This is a genomic window from Pseudofrankia saprophytica, assembly GCF_000235425.2.
Taxonomy (GTDB): domain Bacteria; phylum Actinomycetota; class Actinomycetes; order Frankiales; family Frankiaceae; genus Pseudofrankia; species Pseudofrankia saprophytica.
In genome coordinates this window covers 648,116-663,355 of sequence record NZ_KI912267.1, presented here as the reverse complement: position 1 = coordinate 663,355, position 15,240 = coordinate 648,116, and the positions used below count along the sequence as shown (strand labels likewise).

Below are 15,240 nucleotides of genomic sequence, written 5' to 3'. Positions count from 1 at the left end.
ACACCGGGGCCGCGGTCATAGCGGCCCCGGCAGTGTTCCCCGGTTGGCTGTTCTGATGTTAGGTCACACGATCGAGTGCATTCGGCGGTGGCCGGGCCGATGTCGGCCAGCCGACCGCCGTCTACTTCCTAAAGATTCCCGGCTATGGCGCCCGCCGCCTTTCGCCGGCGGGGCCGCCATTCGGTCGTCCGTGCCACGTCCGACGTCTCGCCGTCAGCCCGAGCACGGGTCCTCGTAGGGCAGGTCGGCGATGAGGTTCGTCCATTCGGTGGCGCTGATCCGGTTCGCCGGGTTCTTGCAGGCGACCGTCACGAGCCGGGCCGGGTCGGTCGAGCCGAGGGTCACCCCGCCGGCCGAGGCGCTGGTCGGCGCGCTGAGCAGCCACTTGCCTGCGTCGTCGGCGGCCACGTCGCGGGGGGTCACCTGGCTGTCGAGCGACACGGGCGTGGGAGTGACCGACCCGGCGCCGAGGTCCCAGCCGAGCAGGGTGCCGCCCGCGTCGGTGCTCACGAGCCACGTCCCCCCGACCGGCACGACGTCGAGGACGCCGGACTGGTGACCGCGCCACTCCTGACCCACCTGCTTCGGCTTCGCCAGGTCGGTGATGTCCCACAGCCGCACGGTCGCGTCGTCGTTCCCGGTGACCAGGCGCCTGCCATCCGGCAGGAACGCCACGGCGTTCACCTGGCCTACCAGTCCCGCCGTGTGGCCGCGCTCGGCCGGGTTCCGCGGATCGCTGATGTCCAGCAGGCTAACCGTGCCGTCCACCCCCGCGATCGCCAGGGTGTGCCCATCGGGGCTGAGCGCGATGTCGGTCGTCAGGCCCGTGCTCCGCAACGGTCGCAGGAAGCGCGGGTTGGCCGGGTCGCTCACGTCCCACAGGTCGATCGCCTGGTTCAGGTCCGCCGTCGCCAGCAGCTTGCCGTCGCCCGAGAGCGCCAGCCGTGCCACCTGGCCGACCTGGCCCGACGGTGAGGTGATCGGGGCGAGCGGCTTGGGTGCGCGCGGGTCGCCCAGGTCCCAGACGTGGCCGGTGCCGCCGCCGGTGACCAGGCCACCGGCGGGCAGGAACCGCGGGCCGAGGATGGTCGGCCCGGCGTCGGCACCACCGCTCGACGTCGCGACGTCGGCGGCCGGCGCGGGGCTGTCCGGGTTCGACAGGTCCCACAGCCGCAGGTGGCCGGCGTTGTCGGTCGCGGCGGCGAGCCTGCCGTCGGCCGAGAGCGCGTCGCCGGTGTAGGTCGCGGCGGGGCCCGGCAGGGTGACCCAGGAACCGGCCGTGAACGAGGCGACCATCGCCTTCGCGGCCGCCTCGGTCGGCGAGAGCCGGTAGGCGGCGAGGCTGAGCCGCGCGGCCCTGGCCGGGTCGCTCGCTCGCGCGGCCGCGGCCTGCTGGGCGAGACCGGTGGAGAGCTCGGCTCGATGCGCCGCGGAGCCGGAGCCACCGCCGCCGTCACCGCCGGACCCGTTTGCGATCGCCAGCGGGATGCCGACGGCGGCGACGGCGAGCACGGCGAGCCCCGCGATGACCAGGATCACCTTGCGCCGGCCGGAGCGCCGCTCGGCGCCGTCATGGCCCGGATCGGGCTGGCCTGCCCCGCTCGGGCCCGCGAACGGCGGCGTCGGCGGCGCCTGCCGGCTGACCGTAGGCGGGGGCCGGTCACCCGAGCCGACCGCTGGCCCCCGGCTGGCGACGGGCGCCGGCGGGAGGGGGCACGCGACGCCGGCGGCGGTCCACCCGGCACGGGTGGGACGGGTGGACGGGACGGCGCAGCGCCGGGGCCGCGCGACGGAGTGCCGACGGGGCCACCCGACCGGGCGGCCGGCCCGGCGCCCGGACGAGCTCCTCCCGGCGGTGCGGGCAGCGGCGAGGATGGCGTCGCCGGCGGACGAGGCGTGGCGGTGCCGGGGGCCGACGGCGCCCGGGACGTGGTCGCCGGCGGCCTGGACGTGGTCGCCGGTGTCGGGGGTGGGGTCTGGGTCGGCGGCGGAGTGAGCAGGCCGGTCGCGACGCTGGTCGGCCCCGGCCGTGATGTCGTTCCCGGCGTGGCGGTGACGGGCGCGTCCTCGGCTCCCAGCCCGCGGCCGCCACGGCCGAACAGATGGCCGCGGCGGCGCCGTGAGCCCTCCTTGGCGTCCCGGTCCGCCTCCTGGCCCGGCGCGGGCGCCTGGCCGGCGGCCGGCCCGGTACCCAGCGCCGCGATGCCCGGCACGAGATCGCCGCCGCTCATCAGCGCGGCGCGCAGCGCCTCGGCCGTCGGCCGCCGGTCCGGCTCCTTCTGCAGGGCGGCGTCGACGAGCGGCGCGAGCTCGGCGGGAACACCGTCGATGTTGGCGGGCTCGTAGAGGATCCGGTAGAGCAACGCCTCGATCCGGCCCTCGCCGAACGGCGGCCGGCCGGTGGCGGCGAAGATCGTGATGGCGCCCCAGGCGAAGATGTCCGCCGCGGAGGTCACCGGGGAGTCCAGGATCTGCTCGGGCGCCATGTAGCCGGGGGTACCGATCGCGTGCCGCGCGGTGCGGCTGAACTCGCCCGACCCGTCGAAGTCCCGGGCGAGGCCGAAGTCGATCACCTTCGGGCCGACGGGGGAGAGCAGCACGTTCGCCGGCGTCAGGTCACGGTGCACGATGCCGGCGGCGTGGATGGCCGAGAGCGCGGTGGCGACCGACAGCGCCAGCTGTTCCAGGTCGGCCGGGCGCAGCGGTCCGCGCCGGGCGACCATCTTCGACAGCGTCGGGCCCTCGACGTACTCCGTCACCAGGTAGGGGTTCGGCCCGTCGGGGTCGGCGTCGAGCACGGCTGCGGTCGTGAACCGCCGGACCCGGCGGGCGCTCTCCGCCTCGCGCCGGAACCGGCCACGGAACTCCGGCGCCTCGGCCAGCTCCGGTTTGATCACCTTGATGGCGACAGGAGTACCCTCGGGGGAGCGGCCGAGGAAGACGGTTCCCATGCCGCCCTGCCCCAGGCGGCCGATGATCTCGTACTTGCCCAGTCGCCGAGGGTCGGCTGCGCTCAGTGGGGCCGGGGCGTTCCCGGACACCGGGGGTGGAGTCGATCCCGCCACCGGATTGCCTCCCGCCTGGCCGCATTGCCGCGCTAGTGGTGTCGTCGGTGACGACGCCGATGGGCGACGACGCTCCCCCCCAGCCTGGAAGGCAGCCCCTGGGTTGGGGTGTCCGACCTCGGTGGTCGTGCCGCCGACCTTCCCGGCACTGTCAACAAGCTACGCCGCGCCGAACGCGGCGGGTACCGCGATTGCACTGACAACCGGCCAGTTGACGGCCATCCGACACCCTCGTGGGGGGCGGGTGAACGACCCCGGTGAGCCGGGTGACGCGACGATTCCGGTTCGCGGCTACCGGTGACCGCGAGGCGTCACCCCATGCGCTGCGCGGCCGGCGCCGCCGTCGGGCGAACCGGGCGGCCGGCCGCCTCGTCCCGGATCTCGCCGACGAGCTCCTCCAGGATGTCCTCCAGCGCGACCAGGCCGAGCGACTCGCCGCGCTCGTCGGTCACCTGGCCGAGGTGCGCGCCCGAGCGCTGCATGGTCGCCAGTGCCTGGCGCAGCGTCGTGCCGGCCGGCACGTGCACCAGCGGGCGCAGCCACTTGGCGGCGACCGGCGAGGCCCGCCGCTCCGGTCTGGTCTCGAGGATGTCCTTGAGGTGCAGGTAGCCGATCAGGCGGCCGGTGAAGTCGAGCACCGGGAACCGGGTGTAGCCGGTGCTCGCCGCGAGGTCCTCGATCTCCCTCGGCGTGACGGTCATCGGCACCGTGACCAGGCCCTCCCTGGGCAGCAGCACGTCCCGGGCGGCCCGCTCGTCGAACGACAGGGCCCCGCTGACCAGGTCGTGCTCGTCCTCGTGGAGCAGCCCCTCCCGGTGCGACTCGTCGACGAGCCCGGCCACCTCGTCGCGGGTGAAAACGCTCGCGACCTCGTCCTTCGGCTCGATCCCGCCGAGCCGCAGGCTGGCGTTCGCGACCCAGTTCAGGGCCCAGATCACCGGGCGCAGCAGCCAGACGAAGCCGGCCAGCGGCGGGGTGAGCACGAGCGCCGCCCGGTCCGGCCCGGCGAGCGCGATGTTCTTCGGCACCATCTCGCCGATCACCACGTGCAGGAAGGTGACCAGCGCGAGCGCGAGCACGAACGCCACCGGGTGGACGGCGGCGCTGGGCATCCCCGCCGCGTCGAACGGGTGCGCGATCAGGTGCGCGATCGTCGGCTCGGCGAGCGCGCCGAGGCCCAGGGTGCAGACCGTGACGCCGAGCTGGGAGCCGGCCAGCATGATCGAGACATGTTCCATCGCCCGTAGCGTGATCCTGGCGGACCACGACCCGGCGGCCGCGCGCGGCTCGATCGTCGTCCGCCGCGCGGAGATGAGAGCGAACTCCGAACCGACGAACAGCGCGTTGCCGAGCAGGAGAAGCACGGTCAGCGTCAGCTTGAGCAGGTCGTTCATCGCCGTCCGTCCGCTGTCGCGGTGTGGCTGCGCCGGCCGTTGTCGCGCGGCGGATGGGTGGGTGGCAGCGGCCGGCGGGCGTCCATCACCGTGTCGCCCTCGGTGAGCCCGCCGCCGGAGCCGGCCGTGGGATGGCCGTCGCCGTCCGCCGGGCGCGGCTCGCCGGACGGACGTGTGTCCGCGTGCCCGCGTCCCGCGCGGCCGGTATCGCCAGCCTCGTCCGGGTGGTCCCGGTGGGAGTGGGAGTGGCCGTCCACCGGTGGATCGAGGCGGATCCGGTCCACCCGGCGGCCGTCCATCCGCTCCACGGTGTAGCGGACGCCGGCGACCTCCACCGTGTCCCCGGCCGCCGGGATGCGCCCGAGCGCGGCCGACATCAGCCCGCCGAGCGTCTGGTAGGCGTCGTCCGTCGGCACCGGCACGCCAGTCAGCTCCTCGGCCTCCTCCGGGCGCAGCAGGCCGGACAGCGCCCAGCTGCCGTCGCGGTGCCGGACCGCTCGCGGGCTCACCCGGTCGTGCTCGTCGACCACGTCGCCGACGATCTCCTCGATCAGGTCCTCGGCGGTGACCAGGCCGTCGGTGCCGCCGAACTCGTCGACGACGATCGCCATCTGCAGGCCGCCGGCGCGCAGCTGCTCGAGCAGCGGCTCCAGCGGCGTACCCGACGGGACGGTGACCGCCGCGGCCATCACGGTCCGGACGGGCGTGGTCGTCCTGGCCTCCTCGGGCACGGCCACCGCGTGCTTGATGTGGACCAGGCCGACGACGTCGTCGCTGTCCTCACCCAGCACGGGAAAACGGGAATGGCCGGTGTGCCTGGTCAGCGCGATCACCGCCGACACTGGTTCGTCGGCGTTGATCGAGCGCATCCGCACCCGTGGGGTCATCACGTCCTGCGCTGTGCGGTCGCCGAACAGCAACGAGCGCTGGACCAGCGTCGCGGTCTCCCTCGGCAACGCGCCGTGCTCGGCCGACCGGCCGACCAGCGAGAACAGCTCCTGGGCCGAGCGGGCCGAGGCGAGCTCCTCGCGGGGGCTGATCCCGAACCGGTGCAGCAGCAGGTTCGCCGCGCCGTTGAGAAACCCGATCACCGGATGGGTGGCCCTGGTGAAGCCACGCTGGAAGCGCTGGGTGGCCTTCGCCGTGCCCAGCGGGCGGGCGAGCGCCAGGTTCTTCGGCACCAGCTCGCCGAAGACCATCGTCAGCGCGGTGGCGAGGACGAGTGCCAGCGTCACCGACAGCGTGTCCGCCAGCTTCTCGGACGCGCCGAGCGTGGCCACCGGTCCGTCGAGCAGCTCGGCGATGGCCGGCTGGGCCAGATAGCCGATGCCGAGGTTGGTCAGCGTGATGCCGAGCTGGGCACCGGAGAGCTGGGTGGACAGGGAGCGCAGCGCGGTCAGGGTGCCGCGGGCGGCGCGGTCGCCCTGCTTCGCGGCGCGCTCGACGCTTGCCCGGTCGACCGTGACGAGCGCGAACTCGGCGGCCACGAAGAGCCCGCAGCCCGCGAGCAGCAGGACACCGAGAACGAGAAGGAGCGCCTGGATCAACGGTCGACCTCCGCGGGCGCTCCCACACGCGAGGGTCGGTTCCTACTACAGCCGGTATCGCCGGAGCCGCTCATGATCCCTTCCGTCGTCGGGGGTCCGGGAACGTCTCCCGGGCGGACCTCGTGGGCCTTCGGGACGGCACCCGTGGGTGGTTCCCGGCCGATCCGCGGAAGCGGGCGGCCGGCGCCGGCGTGGAAGGGCCCACCTGAGCCACGCCGAGCCGGCGGCCGAGTGCCTGGTCGCCGGTAGTGGATGTCTCCGCTACCGGGCGTTTCCGGGCCTGGCCGTCGGTACCTGCTCTAGGTACCCGGCTGACGTGACGCGACGCGGCGCCCGATACGGGCGCGCCTCGCGGGTCCATACCCGATCGTAAATGGTCCGGCGACTCTTGTGGATCCCCTCGCGCGGCGCTGGTCGCCCGCCTGGCCGTCCGCCACCCTCCCCGGCCCGGGGGCCAGCCCAGAGCCGTCCCACACCTGACTCAGGGTCATGGGCCGCTCGCGGGGATCGGGCATGTTGATCTCACAGAATGTTACTGTCCGCAACCGAGGTGTAACTGATTGTTCGGAAGGGGTGGGCATGGCTGGCCGAGGAGCAGATCGCGACGCCGCTCGTCGGGCCGCCGCCCGCCGGGCGCGGGCACAGGCCGTCATTCCCACCCCGCGTGCGGCGGAACCGGAGGCAGCGGAGCCGGCGAAGGACAGCGGCACCACCCCGCCGACCACCAAGGCCGCCAGGAGCCTGAAGTACCTCAAGCCAACCAGGGCCGCCGGTGCCGCCGAGCCGGTCGAGGCCGCCGAGCCGGTCGAGCCGGTCGAGCCCGCCGCGCTCGCGGCGCCGGCCGGCGGGGCCACCGGCGAGCGTCCGGACGCGACCCTGCCGGTGGACCGGTCGCCGGCGTCGGCCGTGCGCGCGGGCTGGCACCTGGTGACGGACGGCGCGGCGCTCGTGGCGACGGTACCCGTGGCCGCGGGCGGCGGGGCCGTCCTCACCGGCGCGGTCTACCTGGTCTGGCGGACCAGCCACGTCGGCGGCACCGGGCTCACCGGGGCGGTGTGCCTCGCCGCGGAGGTCGCCGCCTACCTGGTGCTGGCCGTGCTGGCCGTGCAAGCCGCCCGGGTGAACCGGCGCTTCGTGCGCCGCGCCCCCAGCCCGGCCGGATCGCTGGACGTGTTCGTCGTGGCGCGAGGCGAGCCGTTCGGCGAGGTCGACCACGCCGTGCGGTCGGCCCGTGCCCTCTCCTACCCACACCGGACCTACCTGGTCGCCGACACCCGGATCGACGTCGCCGACGGGCACGACACCCGGACGCTCGAAGCACTCGCCGAGCGGCTCGGCGTGACCTGCCTGTGGCGCGCCGACGGCTCGCCGAGCCGGCCGGAACTGCTCAACGCGGCGCTCGCCCGCACGGACGGCGACGCGGTCCTGATGCTCGACGCCGGCGACGTCGTCACGCCGGACGCCGCCCACCAGCTGCTTGGCTACCTGCGCGACCCGCACGTCGGCCTGGTCGCGTCGGGGTGGCGGGCCGCCGCCGGCCCGGGCCCGCTGCCGGACCGGGCCGAGCCGGCGCTGGCCCGTCTGGTGGCCGCGGCCAGGGACCGCGACGGTGCCGCGGCCGGCGCCGGCAGCGGCACTCTCTACCGCCGGGCCGCGCTCGAGACCGTCGACGGGTTCAGCGAACGCGGCGGGACGGAGGAGCCGCGCACCTCCTACGAGCTGCACGCGGCCGGCTGGGAAAGCGTCCATCACCCGGCCATCCTCGTCGCCCGGGCCGCCCGGCCGCCGGCGACGGCCGCCCGGCTCATGGTCGTCCGCGCGGTCGACCGGCTGCGCATCCTCCTGTTCGACAACCCGCTGGTCAAGCCAGGCCTCGATCGCCGGCAGCGGGCGCACTACCTGTGGGACGCCGCGGCACCGCTGCTGGCCGCCGCGCAGGCCGGGATGTGGCTCGGGCCGGCGTTGGTGATCCTTGGTGACGGCCGGCTCGCGGCCGGCGCCAGACCGGCCGGCTGGCTCGGCTTCGGCCTGCCCTACCTGGCCGCCGCCGGGCTGTTCGGCCTCGCGGTGACCGGCACGGGCGGCACCGGCGCGAAGGGCGCCGCGGCGGCGCTCGCGGGCTGGCTGGTCTCGATCCCGTTGTCGCTGCTGGCCGTGGCCCGGGTCGCCCTCCTCGGTGGCCGGACAGGCGCCGGCGCCGCGCCGGACATCGCGCCGTCCGCTCTGCTCCCAGCGACGGCGTCGCCGGCGGTGTCGAGGACGCGGGCGGTCACCTCGGCACCCGCTGGGCGAGGCGCGGCCCTAGAGAAGGTTGCCCTGAAGAAGGCTGCCCTGGAGAAGAAGACCCCGGGGAAGAAGGCACTCGAACTGCCCACGGGGCGCCGGTCCGGGTGGATCTCGCGGGTGCGCTGGGACGGGTGGCGCGAGGCCGCTGCGCGGCTGGTCGCGGAGGCCTGGACGCCGCTGCTGCCCTTGCCGCTCGCCGCCGCCGGGCTCGCCGCGGCGGTCGTCGCCGCCGGCCTGCGACCGGACCGGGCTCTGCTGGGCGTGGTCGTGTGGGCGGGAGCGGTCCTGTTCACCGCCGCGGAGCCCGTGGCCGCGGCCTGCGGCATCTCCTGGGCCACCCCGACCGAGCGCCGCCGCCTGCGCGCCACCATCGCGGCGGTCACGCTCCTCGCGGTCTTCATCACCATGGTCTTCGGCTGAGCCACCCGGCGGGCGCCCCGTGTCCGCCTCAGGCGGCCGGGGCGAGGGGGCCGGCGGGGGCGTCACCCCTGATCGTGACGCGATGCATCAGCCGGCGGAAGTCGCCGTAGTCGAACGTCGCGTAGTGCGCCGTCGACCGGTTGTCCCAGAACGTGACGTCGCCCTCGGCCCAGCGGTGGCGCACCTGATGGTCGGGCCGGGCTAGGTGGGCGAACAGCAGGTCGAGGATTCCTCGGCTCTCCGCCGCCGAGACGCCCACGATCCGGGTGGTGAACGCGGGACTGACGAACAGCCCGCGCCGGCCGGTCACCGGATGCACCCGTACGACCGGATGCTCGACCGGCGCCAACGCCCGGATGCGCTCGCCGTCCCAGACGTTGCCCTCGCCGCCCCGGGCGGCCAGGTAGCCGGAGAACTCCGCGGACCCGTCGTGCAGCGCGGTCAGCTCGTCGGCGAGCCGGCGCACCGGCGCGGCGAGCGAGTCGTACGCGGCCTGCAGGTCAGTCCACAGGGTGTCGCCACCGGTGCGGGGCAGCCGCACCGCGCGCAGCACCGAGCCGAGCGGCGGGCGGCGCACGAAGGTCACGTCCGTGTGCCATTCGTCCGAGCGGCCACCGCCCTGGCCGTCGAGCTCCCACAGCTCCGGGTGGGCGTCGTCGAGCGGCGCCATCACCGGATGGGACGCGGTCAGCTCCCCGAAGCGGCGCGCGAACGCGATCTGGCTGTCCGGAGACAGCCGCTGCGCGGGGAAGAAGAGGACCTTGCGCTCGACCAGCGCGGCGCCGATCGCGGCGATCACCGCGTCCGGCAGGTCGCCCGCCAGATCGACCCCGTGGACCCGTGCCCCCAGTGCCGGCGTGACCGGTTCCAGGTCCAGTTCCAGGTCCAGCGCGCCGCCGGTCGATCTCACGGGAGTGGTCGCGGCGGGCATGGGCGCACATTACCTATGTTGTCGACCGGAAGTGTAGGTATTGACGGAGGTTCGCCCTCTGGCCATACTCGCCCACCATGACCAAATCGGCCGCGCCGCGGCAGGGGATGGGCCACCGTCCCGCCGGCGGCGCGACCGGAGGCGCCTCGGCGCCTCTCGCGACCAGGCGCAGGCACATCGACCTGTGCCGGGTGACGCGCATGCGCTGTCGCCGGGCGCGCTGAACCTGGGCGCCCGCCGGGCAGGGCGGGTCGCCCGCTCCGGCTAGCCGCGCGTCCCTCGCCGGCCGCCGCGCACCTCTCCCACCTCCCCGGCGGTCCAGGCGACCGCCGCTGGTTCGTCCGCGGCCCGGGCACGGCGCTCGTCCGCCCGGACCACCCCGGCGCGCCCATGCCCGCTCGCCCTGTCAACCCTGTCAACCCTGTCCCGCTCTGTCCCGTCCTGTTCCGACCGAGCCGCCCTGACCCGCGAACCGGTCGATCCGCGAAGCGTCCTGGAGGACCAGACCGTGGCCGTCACCGACACCCCAGCCGCCGCCGAGGCCGGTACGGCCCCGGTGCGGTCTGACGCGGCGGCCGACGGCCGCAGGCGACGGTTGGCCGTGCCGTGGCGGGCACTGACCGTGCTGGCGTCGGCGGCGTTCTTCGTCGGGGTGTGGTGGCTGGTCGCGGCCCTGAAGATCTGGGACCCGGTGTTCGTGCCGGCCCCGTCCGCGGTGTGGCACCAGCTGATCCGGACGTCCACCACGCATGACGGGGTGCGTGGCTACAACGGTCACTTCCTCTACGAGCACCTGCTGATCAGCCTGCGGCGGATCCTGCTCGGCTCGGCGCTCGGCGTCGTCATCGGCGTGCCGTTCGGCCTGCTGGTCGGCGGCGTGCGGGTGGCCCGCTGGGCACTGGAGCCGTGGCTGACCTTCCTGCGCCAGCTGCCGCCGCTGGCCTACTTCAGTCTGCTGATCATCTGGCTGGGCATCGACGAGAGCCCGAAGGTCTGGCTGCTGGTGATCGCGGCGATGCCGCCGGTCGCCGTGGCCACCGCGGCCGCCGTCGGCGGGGTGCACCGCGACTTCCTCAACGGCGCCCGGTCACTGGGCGCCACCCGGTTGCAGCTGACCTGGCACGTCGTCCTGCCGGCGTCGCTGCCGGAGATCCTCACCGGCATCCGGCTCGGCGTCGGCGTCGCGTACACCTCGGTCGTGGCCGCGGAGACCGTCAACGGCATCCCCGGCATCGGCGGCATGATCCGGGACGCCCAGCGCTACAACCAGACCGATGTGGTGATCCTCGGGATCATCGTGCTGGGGCTGTCCGGCATCGTGCTGGACACGGCCCTAAGCCAGATCCAGCGCTGGGCCACCCCCTGGCGGGGCAGGGCGTGACCGACTGCCGGGCCGCCGCGGGCCGCGCCCGACCGCGCCGCCGGGTCCGGTAGCCGCCGCCCGTCCTCGCCGGCCATGACTGCGCGCGGGTTCTCCCGCCGGGACCTCGGCTGGCGCCACAGCCGCACCCTCCGCGGCCACTGAGCCCCACTTTCCCAACCTCACCCACCGGGAAAAACGAGAAATGTCTTCCGGCACCCGGCCGGAGACCGACCGAAGGGACAGACAGATGCGACTGAGACCCGGCAGATTCGGACACGAGTCGGGGCGGCGGGCGGGCCGCCGCTGGCTGGCCGCGCCCGCGGCGGCGGTCCTCGCGGTGACACTGGCCGCCGCGGCCTGCTCGTCGGACGACGACGGCTCCTCGGCGGGCGCCTCCGCCGGCGCGACCGGCGCCGCGGCGAACGCGCCCAAGCAGATCCGGATCGCCTACCAGGCGATCCCGAACGGCGACCTGGTCGTCAAGCACGAGAAGTGGCTGGAGGCGGCGTTCCCCAACACGAAGATCACCTGGACGAAGTTCGACTCCGGCGGTGACGTCAACACCGCCGTCATCGCCGGCTCCGTCGACCTCGGCCTCGCCGGTAGCAGCCCGGTCACCCGCGGCCTGTCCGCGCCGCTGAACATCCCTTACCAGGTCGTGTGGATCCACGACGTGATCGGTGCCGCCGAGTCGCTGGTCGCTCGCAACGGCGCCGGGATCACCAGCATCAAGGACCTGGCCGGCAAGAAGATCGCCACACCGTTCGCGTCGACCTCGCACTACAGCCTGCTCGCCGCGCTCAAGCTCGCCGGCGTCGACCCGGCGTCCGTCAAGCTGGTGGACCTGGAGCCACCGGACATCCAGGCCGCCTGGGCCCGCGGCGACATCGACGCGGCCTACGTCTGGTCGCCGACGCTGGACGAGCTGAAGAAGAACGGCACCGTGCTGACCGACTCCTCGAAGATCGCCGCGGCCGGCTACCCGACGTTCGACCTCGGCGTCGCGACGAAGAAGTTCGTCGGCGCCTACCCGGACGTCGTCGCCGAATGGCTGCGCCAGGAGGACAAGGCCGTGAAGCTGCTCGCCTCCGACCCGGCGAAGGCGAGCGCCGACATCGGCGCCGAGCTCAACCTGTCGCCGGACGAGGCACTCGCCCAGACCAAGGGCCTGGTGTTCCTGACCGGCGACCAGCAGCGCGGCGCCGACTACTTTGGCACCCCGCAGGCTCCGGGCAAGTTCGCCGACGGTCTGCTCGGCGCCGCCGAGTTCCTCAAGAGCCAGGACAAGATCGACGCGGTGCCGACGCTCGAGACGCTGCGCGCCGGTCTCGCCGTCGACAGCCTCGACCATGCCTTCGCCGGCTGACGCGGCCGACCAGGACGGCAGCCAGGCCGGGGCCGGGGCACCCGCCCCGGCCCCGGCCGTGCCCGAGCCCGCCCCCGCGACGCCGTCGCGAGGAGCGGCGGTCGCGGTGAGCGGCGTCGGTCACTGGTTCGGCCGGCGTGGCGCGCGCCGCCAGGCCCTCGACGACGTGACGCTGGACATCGCCGCCGGCGAGTTCGTCTGCCTGATCGGCCCGTCCGGGTGCGGCAAGAGCACTCTGCTCAACCTCGTCGCCGGTTTCGTCACCCCGACGGCCGGCACGGTGGCGACCGATGGCCGGCCCGTGACGGGGCCGGGCGCGGACCGCGGTGTCGTCTTCCAGCAGCCCCGCCTGTTCCCGTGGCTGTCGGTGCGGTCCAACGTGGCGTTCGGGCCGCGGCTGGCCGGCGCGTCGCGGGCACGGCGGCGCGAGATCGCCGACGAGACGCTGGCGTTGGTCGGCCTGTCGGACGTGGCCGACCGGCCGCCATACGAACTGTCCGGCGGCATGCAGCAGCGGGCGGCCATCGCCCGCGCGCTCGGCGGGCGGCCGCGGGTGCTGCTGATGGACGAGCCGTTCGCCGCGCTCGACGCGTTGACGAGGGAGCGGCTGCAGGACGAGATCCTGCGGGTGTGGGCGGCCACCGGGACGACAGTGATCTTCGTCACGCACAGCGTCGAGGAGGCCGTCTACCTCGGCACCCGGGTGGTGGCCTTCAGTGCGCGGCCCGGACGTGTCGTGTTCGACGAACACGGCGGTTTCGGTGCGCGGCCTGATCGGGAGCATCTGCGCTCGGAACCGGAATTCGTCACATTCCGTGACCGTGTCCAGCAAGTGATCCGGGCCGCGGCCGGCGGCTGAACCGCTGGATGGACGGCGCCGTCGGCGTGATCCACCCATGCGTGCCGACGGCGGCCGTTCGTCGACAGTGCGTGGCGAGGCGGACCCGTGCGTTTCGTCGTTCTGTTGGCCGGTTACAGTGTGCGCGAAGCGGATAACCCCATCCGCTTTCTCCCCCAAGTCCCCGCGACCTCTGGAACTAGAAGCGGAGTCAACGATGCGCGAGCGGCTCGCCCTCTCCGGGGCGATACGCCCCCACCGCTGGCATGCTGCGCACGCCGCGAGGGGCACTGCCGTCGGTTCCGACACGCTGAGTGACCGGAGTTGGGCCGCTCGCGCGCGCGGGTGCACCGGCGGCGCGACCTGCGTCGTCGCCTTCGTCATACACCCAAGGAACGGCTGAGTCTTGATGTCGGAAAACGTAGACGTCGTCGTCATCGGCGCCGGACCGGCGGGCCTCACCGCCTCCTACGAGCTGCACCGGTACGGGATCCCCTCGACCATCCTCGAGGCCGACACCCAGGTGGGTGGTATCTCCCGCACGGTTGAGCGTGACGGCTGGCGGTTCGACATCGGTGGCCACCGGTTCTTCTCGAAGGTCCAGCGGGTCGAGGACTTCTGGCACGAGATCCTGCCGCAGGAGGACTTCCTGCTGCGGCCGCGCAAGAGCCGGATCTTCTACCAGGGCAAGTACTACGACTACCCGATCAAGGCCGTGAACGCGCTGCAGAACCTCGGCCCCAAGGAGGCCGCGATCTGCATCGCGTCCTACCTGCAGGCCCGGGTCAGGCCGCCGAAGGACCAGACGGACTACGAGAGCTGGTTGGTCGCCCGGTTCGGCTGGCGGCTCTACCGGACGTTCTTCAAGACCTACACCGAGAAGGTCTGGGGCGTCCCGGTCAGCGAGATGCCGGCCGACTGGGCCGCGCAGCGCATCAAGAGCCTCAACCTCGGCAACGCGATCCTCAACGCGGTCAAGCCGAAGACGAACCAGAAGGAGATCACCTCCCTCATCGAGGAGTTCGAGTACCCGAAGTACGGCCCGGGGATGATGTGGGAGGTCTGCCGCGACAAGGTGCTCGCGCAGGGCTCCAAGATCGCTCTCGAGACCAAGGTCACCAAGATTCGGCATGAGAACGGCAAGGCCTACGAGGTCGTCGCCGAGAATGCCGAGGGTGGTGTGGAGGTCCTCCCGGCGACTGAGGTCATCTCCTCGATGCCGATCTCCCAGCTTGTCGAGATCATGGACCCGCCGGTGCCGCCGCGGGTGCTCAAGGCCGCGCACGACCTGCGCTACCGCGACTTCCTCACGGTCGCCCTCGTCGTGCCGGCGAGCGCCGTGTCGTGGACGGACAACTGGATCTACATCCATGACCCGAGCGTCCGCACGATGCGGATCCAGAACTTCGCCTCGTGGTCGCCGTACCTTGTCAAGGACGGCCGTAACGTCCTCGGCCTCGAGTACACCGTGTTCGAGAACGACGCCGACTGGACCGCCTCCGACGAGAAGCTCATCGAGCAGGGCAAGCAGGAGCTCGACCGGCTCGGCCTCGTCAAGTACCGGGACATCGAGGCCGGCTACGTCGTGCGCCAGCCAAAGGCGTACCCGATCTACGACGAGCACTATCAGGCGAACGTCGACGCGATCCGGGGCTGGCTGACCGACTACGCCAGCAACGTGCACCCGGTCGGCCGCAACGGCATGTTCCGCTACAACAACGCCGACCACTCGATGTTCACCGCCATGCTGACGGCGGAGAACATCGCGAAGGGCACGGACCACGACGTCTGGACGGTCAACGTCGAGGAGGAGTACCACGAGGAGAAGGCATCCTCGTCCGGTGCCCCGAAGCCGGGAGGCTCGCACGGCACCGGCCGCGACGCGCCGGTGCTGCCCCGCAAGGTCCTCGACGCCGCCCGCTCCCGCGTCGGCGGATCGCGCTAGCAGGTAACACCTAGTACGCCTCAGCCCCGGCACGCATCGCGTGCCGGGGCTGTTCTGTTCTGTGGGTGTCTGTTCCGTGGGTGCC

10 protein-coding genes are annotated in these 15,240 nt (G+C 73.5%); 5 read left to right on the top strand and 5 right to left on the bottom strand.

Annotated elements, in window-relative coordinates; genetic code table 11:
- Positions 1–213 precede the first annotated feature (213 nt).
- The 4 genes from FRCN3DRAFT_RS48125 to FRCN3DRAFT_RS0237260 form a co-directional block, all read right to left on the bottom strand.
- Positions 214–1,539 carry a WD40 repeat domain-containing protein gene (locus FRCN3DRAFT_RS48125; protein WP_007515264.1) on the bottom strand — a complete coding sequence of 442 codons (1,326 nt, stop codon included), beginning with the start codon at positions 1,537–1,539 and terminating at the stop codon, positions 214–216.
- The gene (locus tag FRCN3DRAFT_RS50280; RefSeq protein WP_007515265.1) at positions 1,536–3,065 is read right to left on the bottom strand and encodes a serine/threonine-protein kinase; all 1,530 of its coding nucleotides are present in this window, start codon (positions 3,063–3,065) and stop codon (positions 1,536–1,538) included. Before FRCN3DRAFT_RS50280 ends, FRCN3DRAFT_RS48125 begins: the two co-directional genes overlap by 4 nt.
- 311 nt (positions 3,066–3,376) lie before the next feature.
- A complete protein-coding gene (locus FRCN3DRAFT_RS0237265; protein WP_007515266.1) occupies positions 3,377–4,459 on the bottom strand; it encodes a hemolysin family protein in 1,083 nt (360 codons plus the stop codon).
- A complete protein-coding gene (locus FRCN3DRAFT_RS0237260; RefSeq protein WP_007515267.1) occupies positions 4,456–6,006 on the bottom strand; it encodes a hemolysin family protein in 1,551 nt (516 codons plus the stop codon). The genes FRCN3DRAFT_RS0237265 and FRCN3DRAFT_RS0237260 overlap by 4 nt, the downstream gene beginning before the upstream one ends.
- Before the next feature lie 579 nt (positions 6,007–6,585).
- Here FRCN3DRAFT_RS0237260 and FRCN3DRAFT_RS48115 point away from each other — a divergent pair.
- Positions 6,586–8,712 (top strand): glycosyltransferase, encoded by a 2,127-nt coding sequence (locus FRCN3DRAFT_RS48115; protein ID WP_007515268.1) that lies wholly within the window; start codon positions 6,586–6,588, stop codon positions 8,710–8,712.
- 28 nt (positions 8,713–8,740) lie between these two features.
- Here FRCN3DRAFT_RS48115 and FRCN3DRAFT_RS0237250 read toward each other — a convergent pair whose 3' ends face one another.
- A complete protein-coding gene (locus FRCN3DRAFT_RS0237250) occupies positions 8,741–9,643 on the bottom strand; it encodes a TauD/TfdA dioxygenase family protein (RefSeq protein WP_007515269.1) in 903 nt (300 codons plus the stop codon).
- Positions 9,644–10,151: 508 nt separating this feature from the next.
- Between FRCN3DRAFT_RS0237250 and FRCN3DRAFT_RS0237245 the strand changes: the two genes are divergently transcribed.
- From FRCN3DRAFT_RS0237245 to FRCN3DRAFT_RS0237230, 4 genes are all read left to right on the top strand, one after another.
- Complete coding sequence (locus FRCN3DRAFT_RS0237245; protein WP_007515270.1) at positions 10,152–11,024, top strand: ABC transporter permease; 873 nt, start codon at positions 10,152–10,154, stop codon at positions 11,022–11,024.
- Between the two features lie 229 nt (positions 11,025–11,253).
- Entirely contained in the window at positions 11,254–12,372 is a 1,119-nt protein-coding gene (locus FRCN3DRAFT_RS0237240; protein ID WP_106410592.1) for a taurine ABC transporter substrate-binding protein, read from the top strand.
- Positions 12,356–13,231, top strand: coding sequence for an ABC transporter ATP-binding protein (locus tag FRCN3DRAFT_RS0237235; RefSeq protein WP_007515272.1), 876 nt, complete (start codon positions 12,356–12,358; stop codon positions 13,229–13,231). The genes FRCN3DRAFT_RS0237240 and FRCN3DRAFT_RS0237235 overlap by 17 nt, the downstream gene beginning before the upstream one ends.
- Before the next feature lie 388 nt (positions 13,232–13,619).
- The gene (locus FRCN3DRAFT_RS0237230; protein WP_007515275.1) at positions 13,620–15,155 is read left to right on the top strand and encodes an NAD(P)/FAD-dependent oxidoreductase; all 1,536 of its coding nucleotides are present in this window, start codon (positions 13,620–13,622) and stop codon (positions 15,153–15,155) included.
- Positions 15,156–15,240: the final 85 nt, after the last annotated feature.

Excerpts from the sequence above, each read along its gene's own strand:
- FRCN3DRAFT_RS0237250 (WP_007515269.1), bottom strand. The coding sequence starts at position 9,643 with ATGCCCGCCGCGACCACTCCCGTGAGATCGACCGGCGGCGCGCTGGAC.
- FRCN3DRAFT_RS0237240 (WP_106410592.1), top strand. The coding sequence starts at position 11,254 with ATGCGACTGAGACCCGGCAGATTCGGACACGAGTCGGGGCGGCGGGCG.
- FRCN3DRAFT_RS0237265 (WP_007515266.1), bottom strand. The coding sequence starts at position 4,459 with ATGAACGACCTGCTCAAGCTGACGCTGACCGTGCTTCTCCTGCTCGGC.
- FRCN3DRAFT_RS48115 (WP_007515268.1), top strand. The coding sequence starts at position 6,586 with ATGGCTGGCCGAGGAGCAGATCGCGACGCCGCTCGTCGGGCCGCCGCC.
- FRCN3DRAFT_RS0237230 (WP_007515275.1), top strand. The coding sequence starts at position 13,620 with ATGTCGGAAAACGTAGACGTCGTCGTCATCGGCGCCGGACCGGCGGGC.
- FRCN3DRAFT_RS0237235 (WP_007515272.1), top strand. The coding sequence starts at position 12,356 with ATGCCTTCGCCGGCTGACGCGGCCGACCAGGACGGCAGCCAGGCCGGG.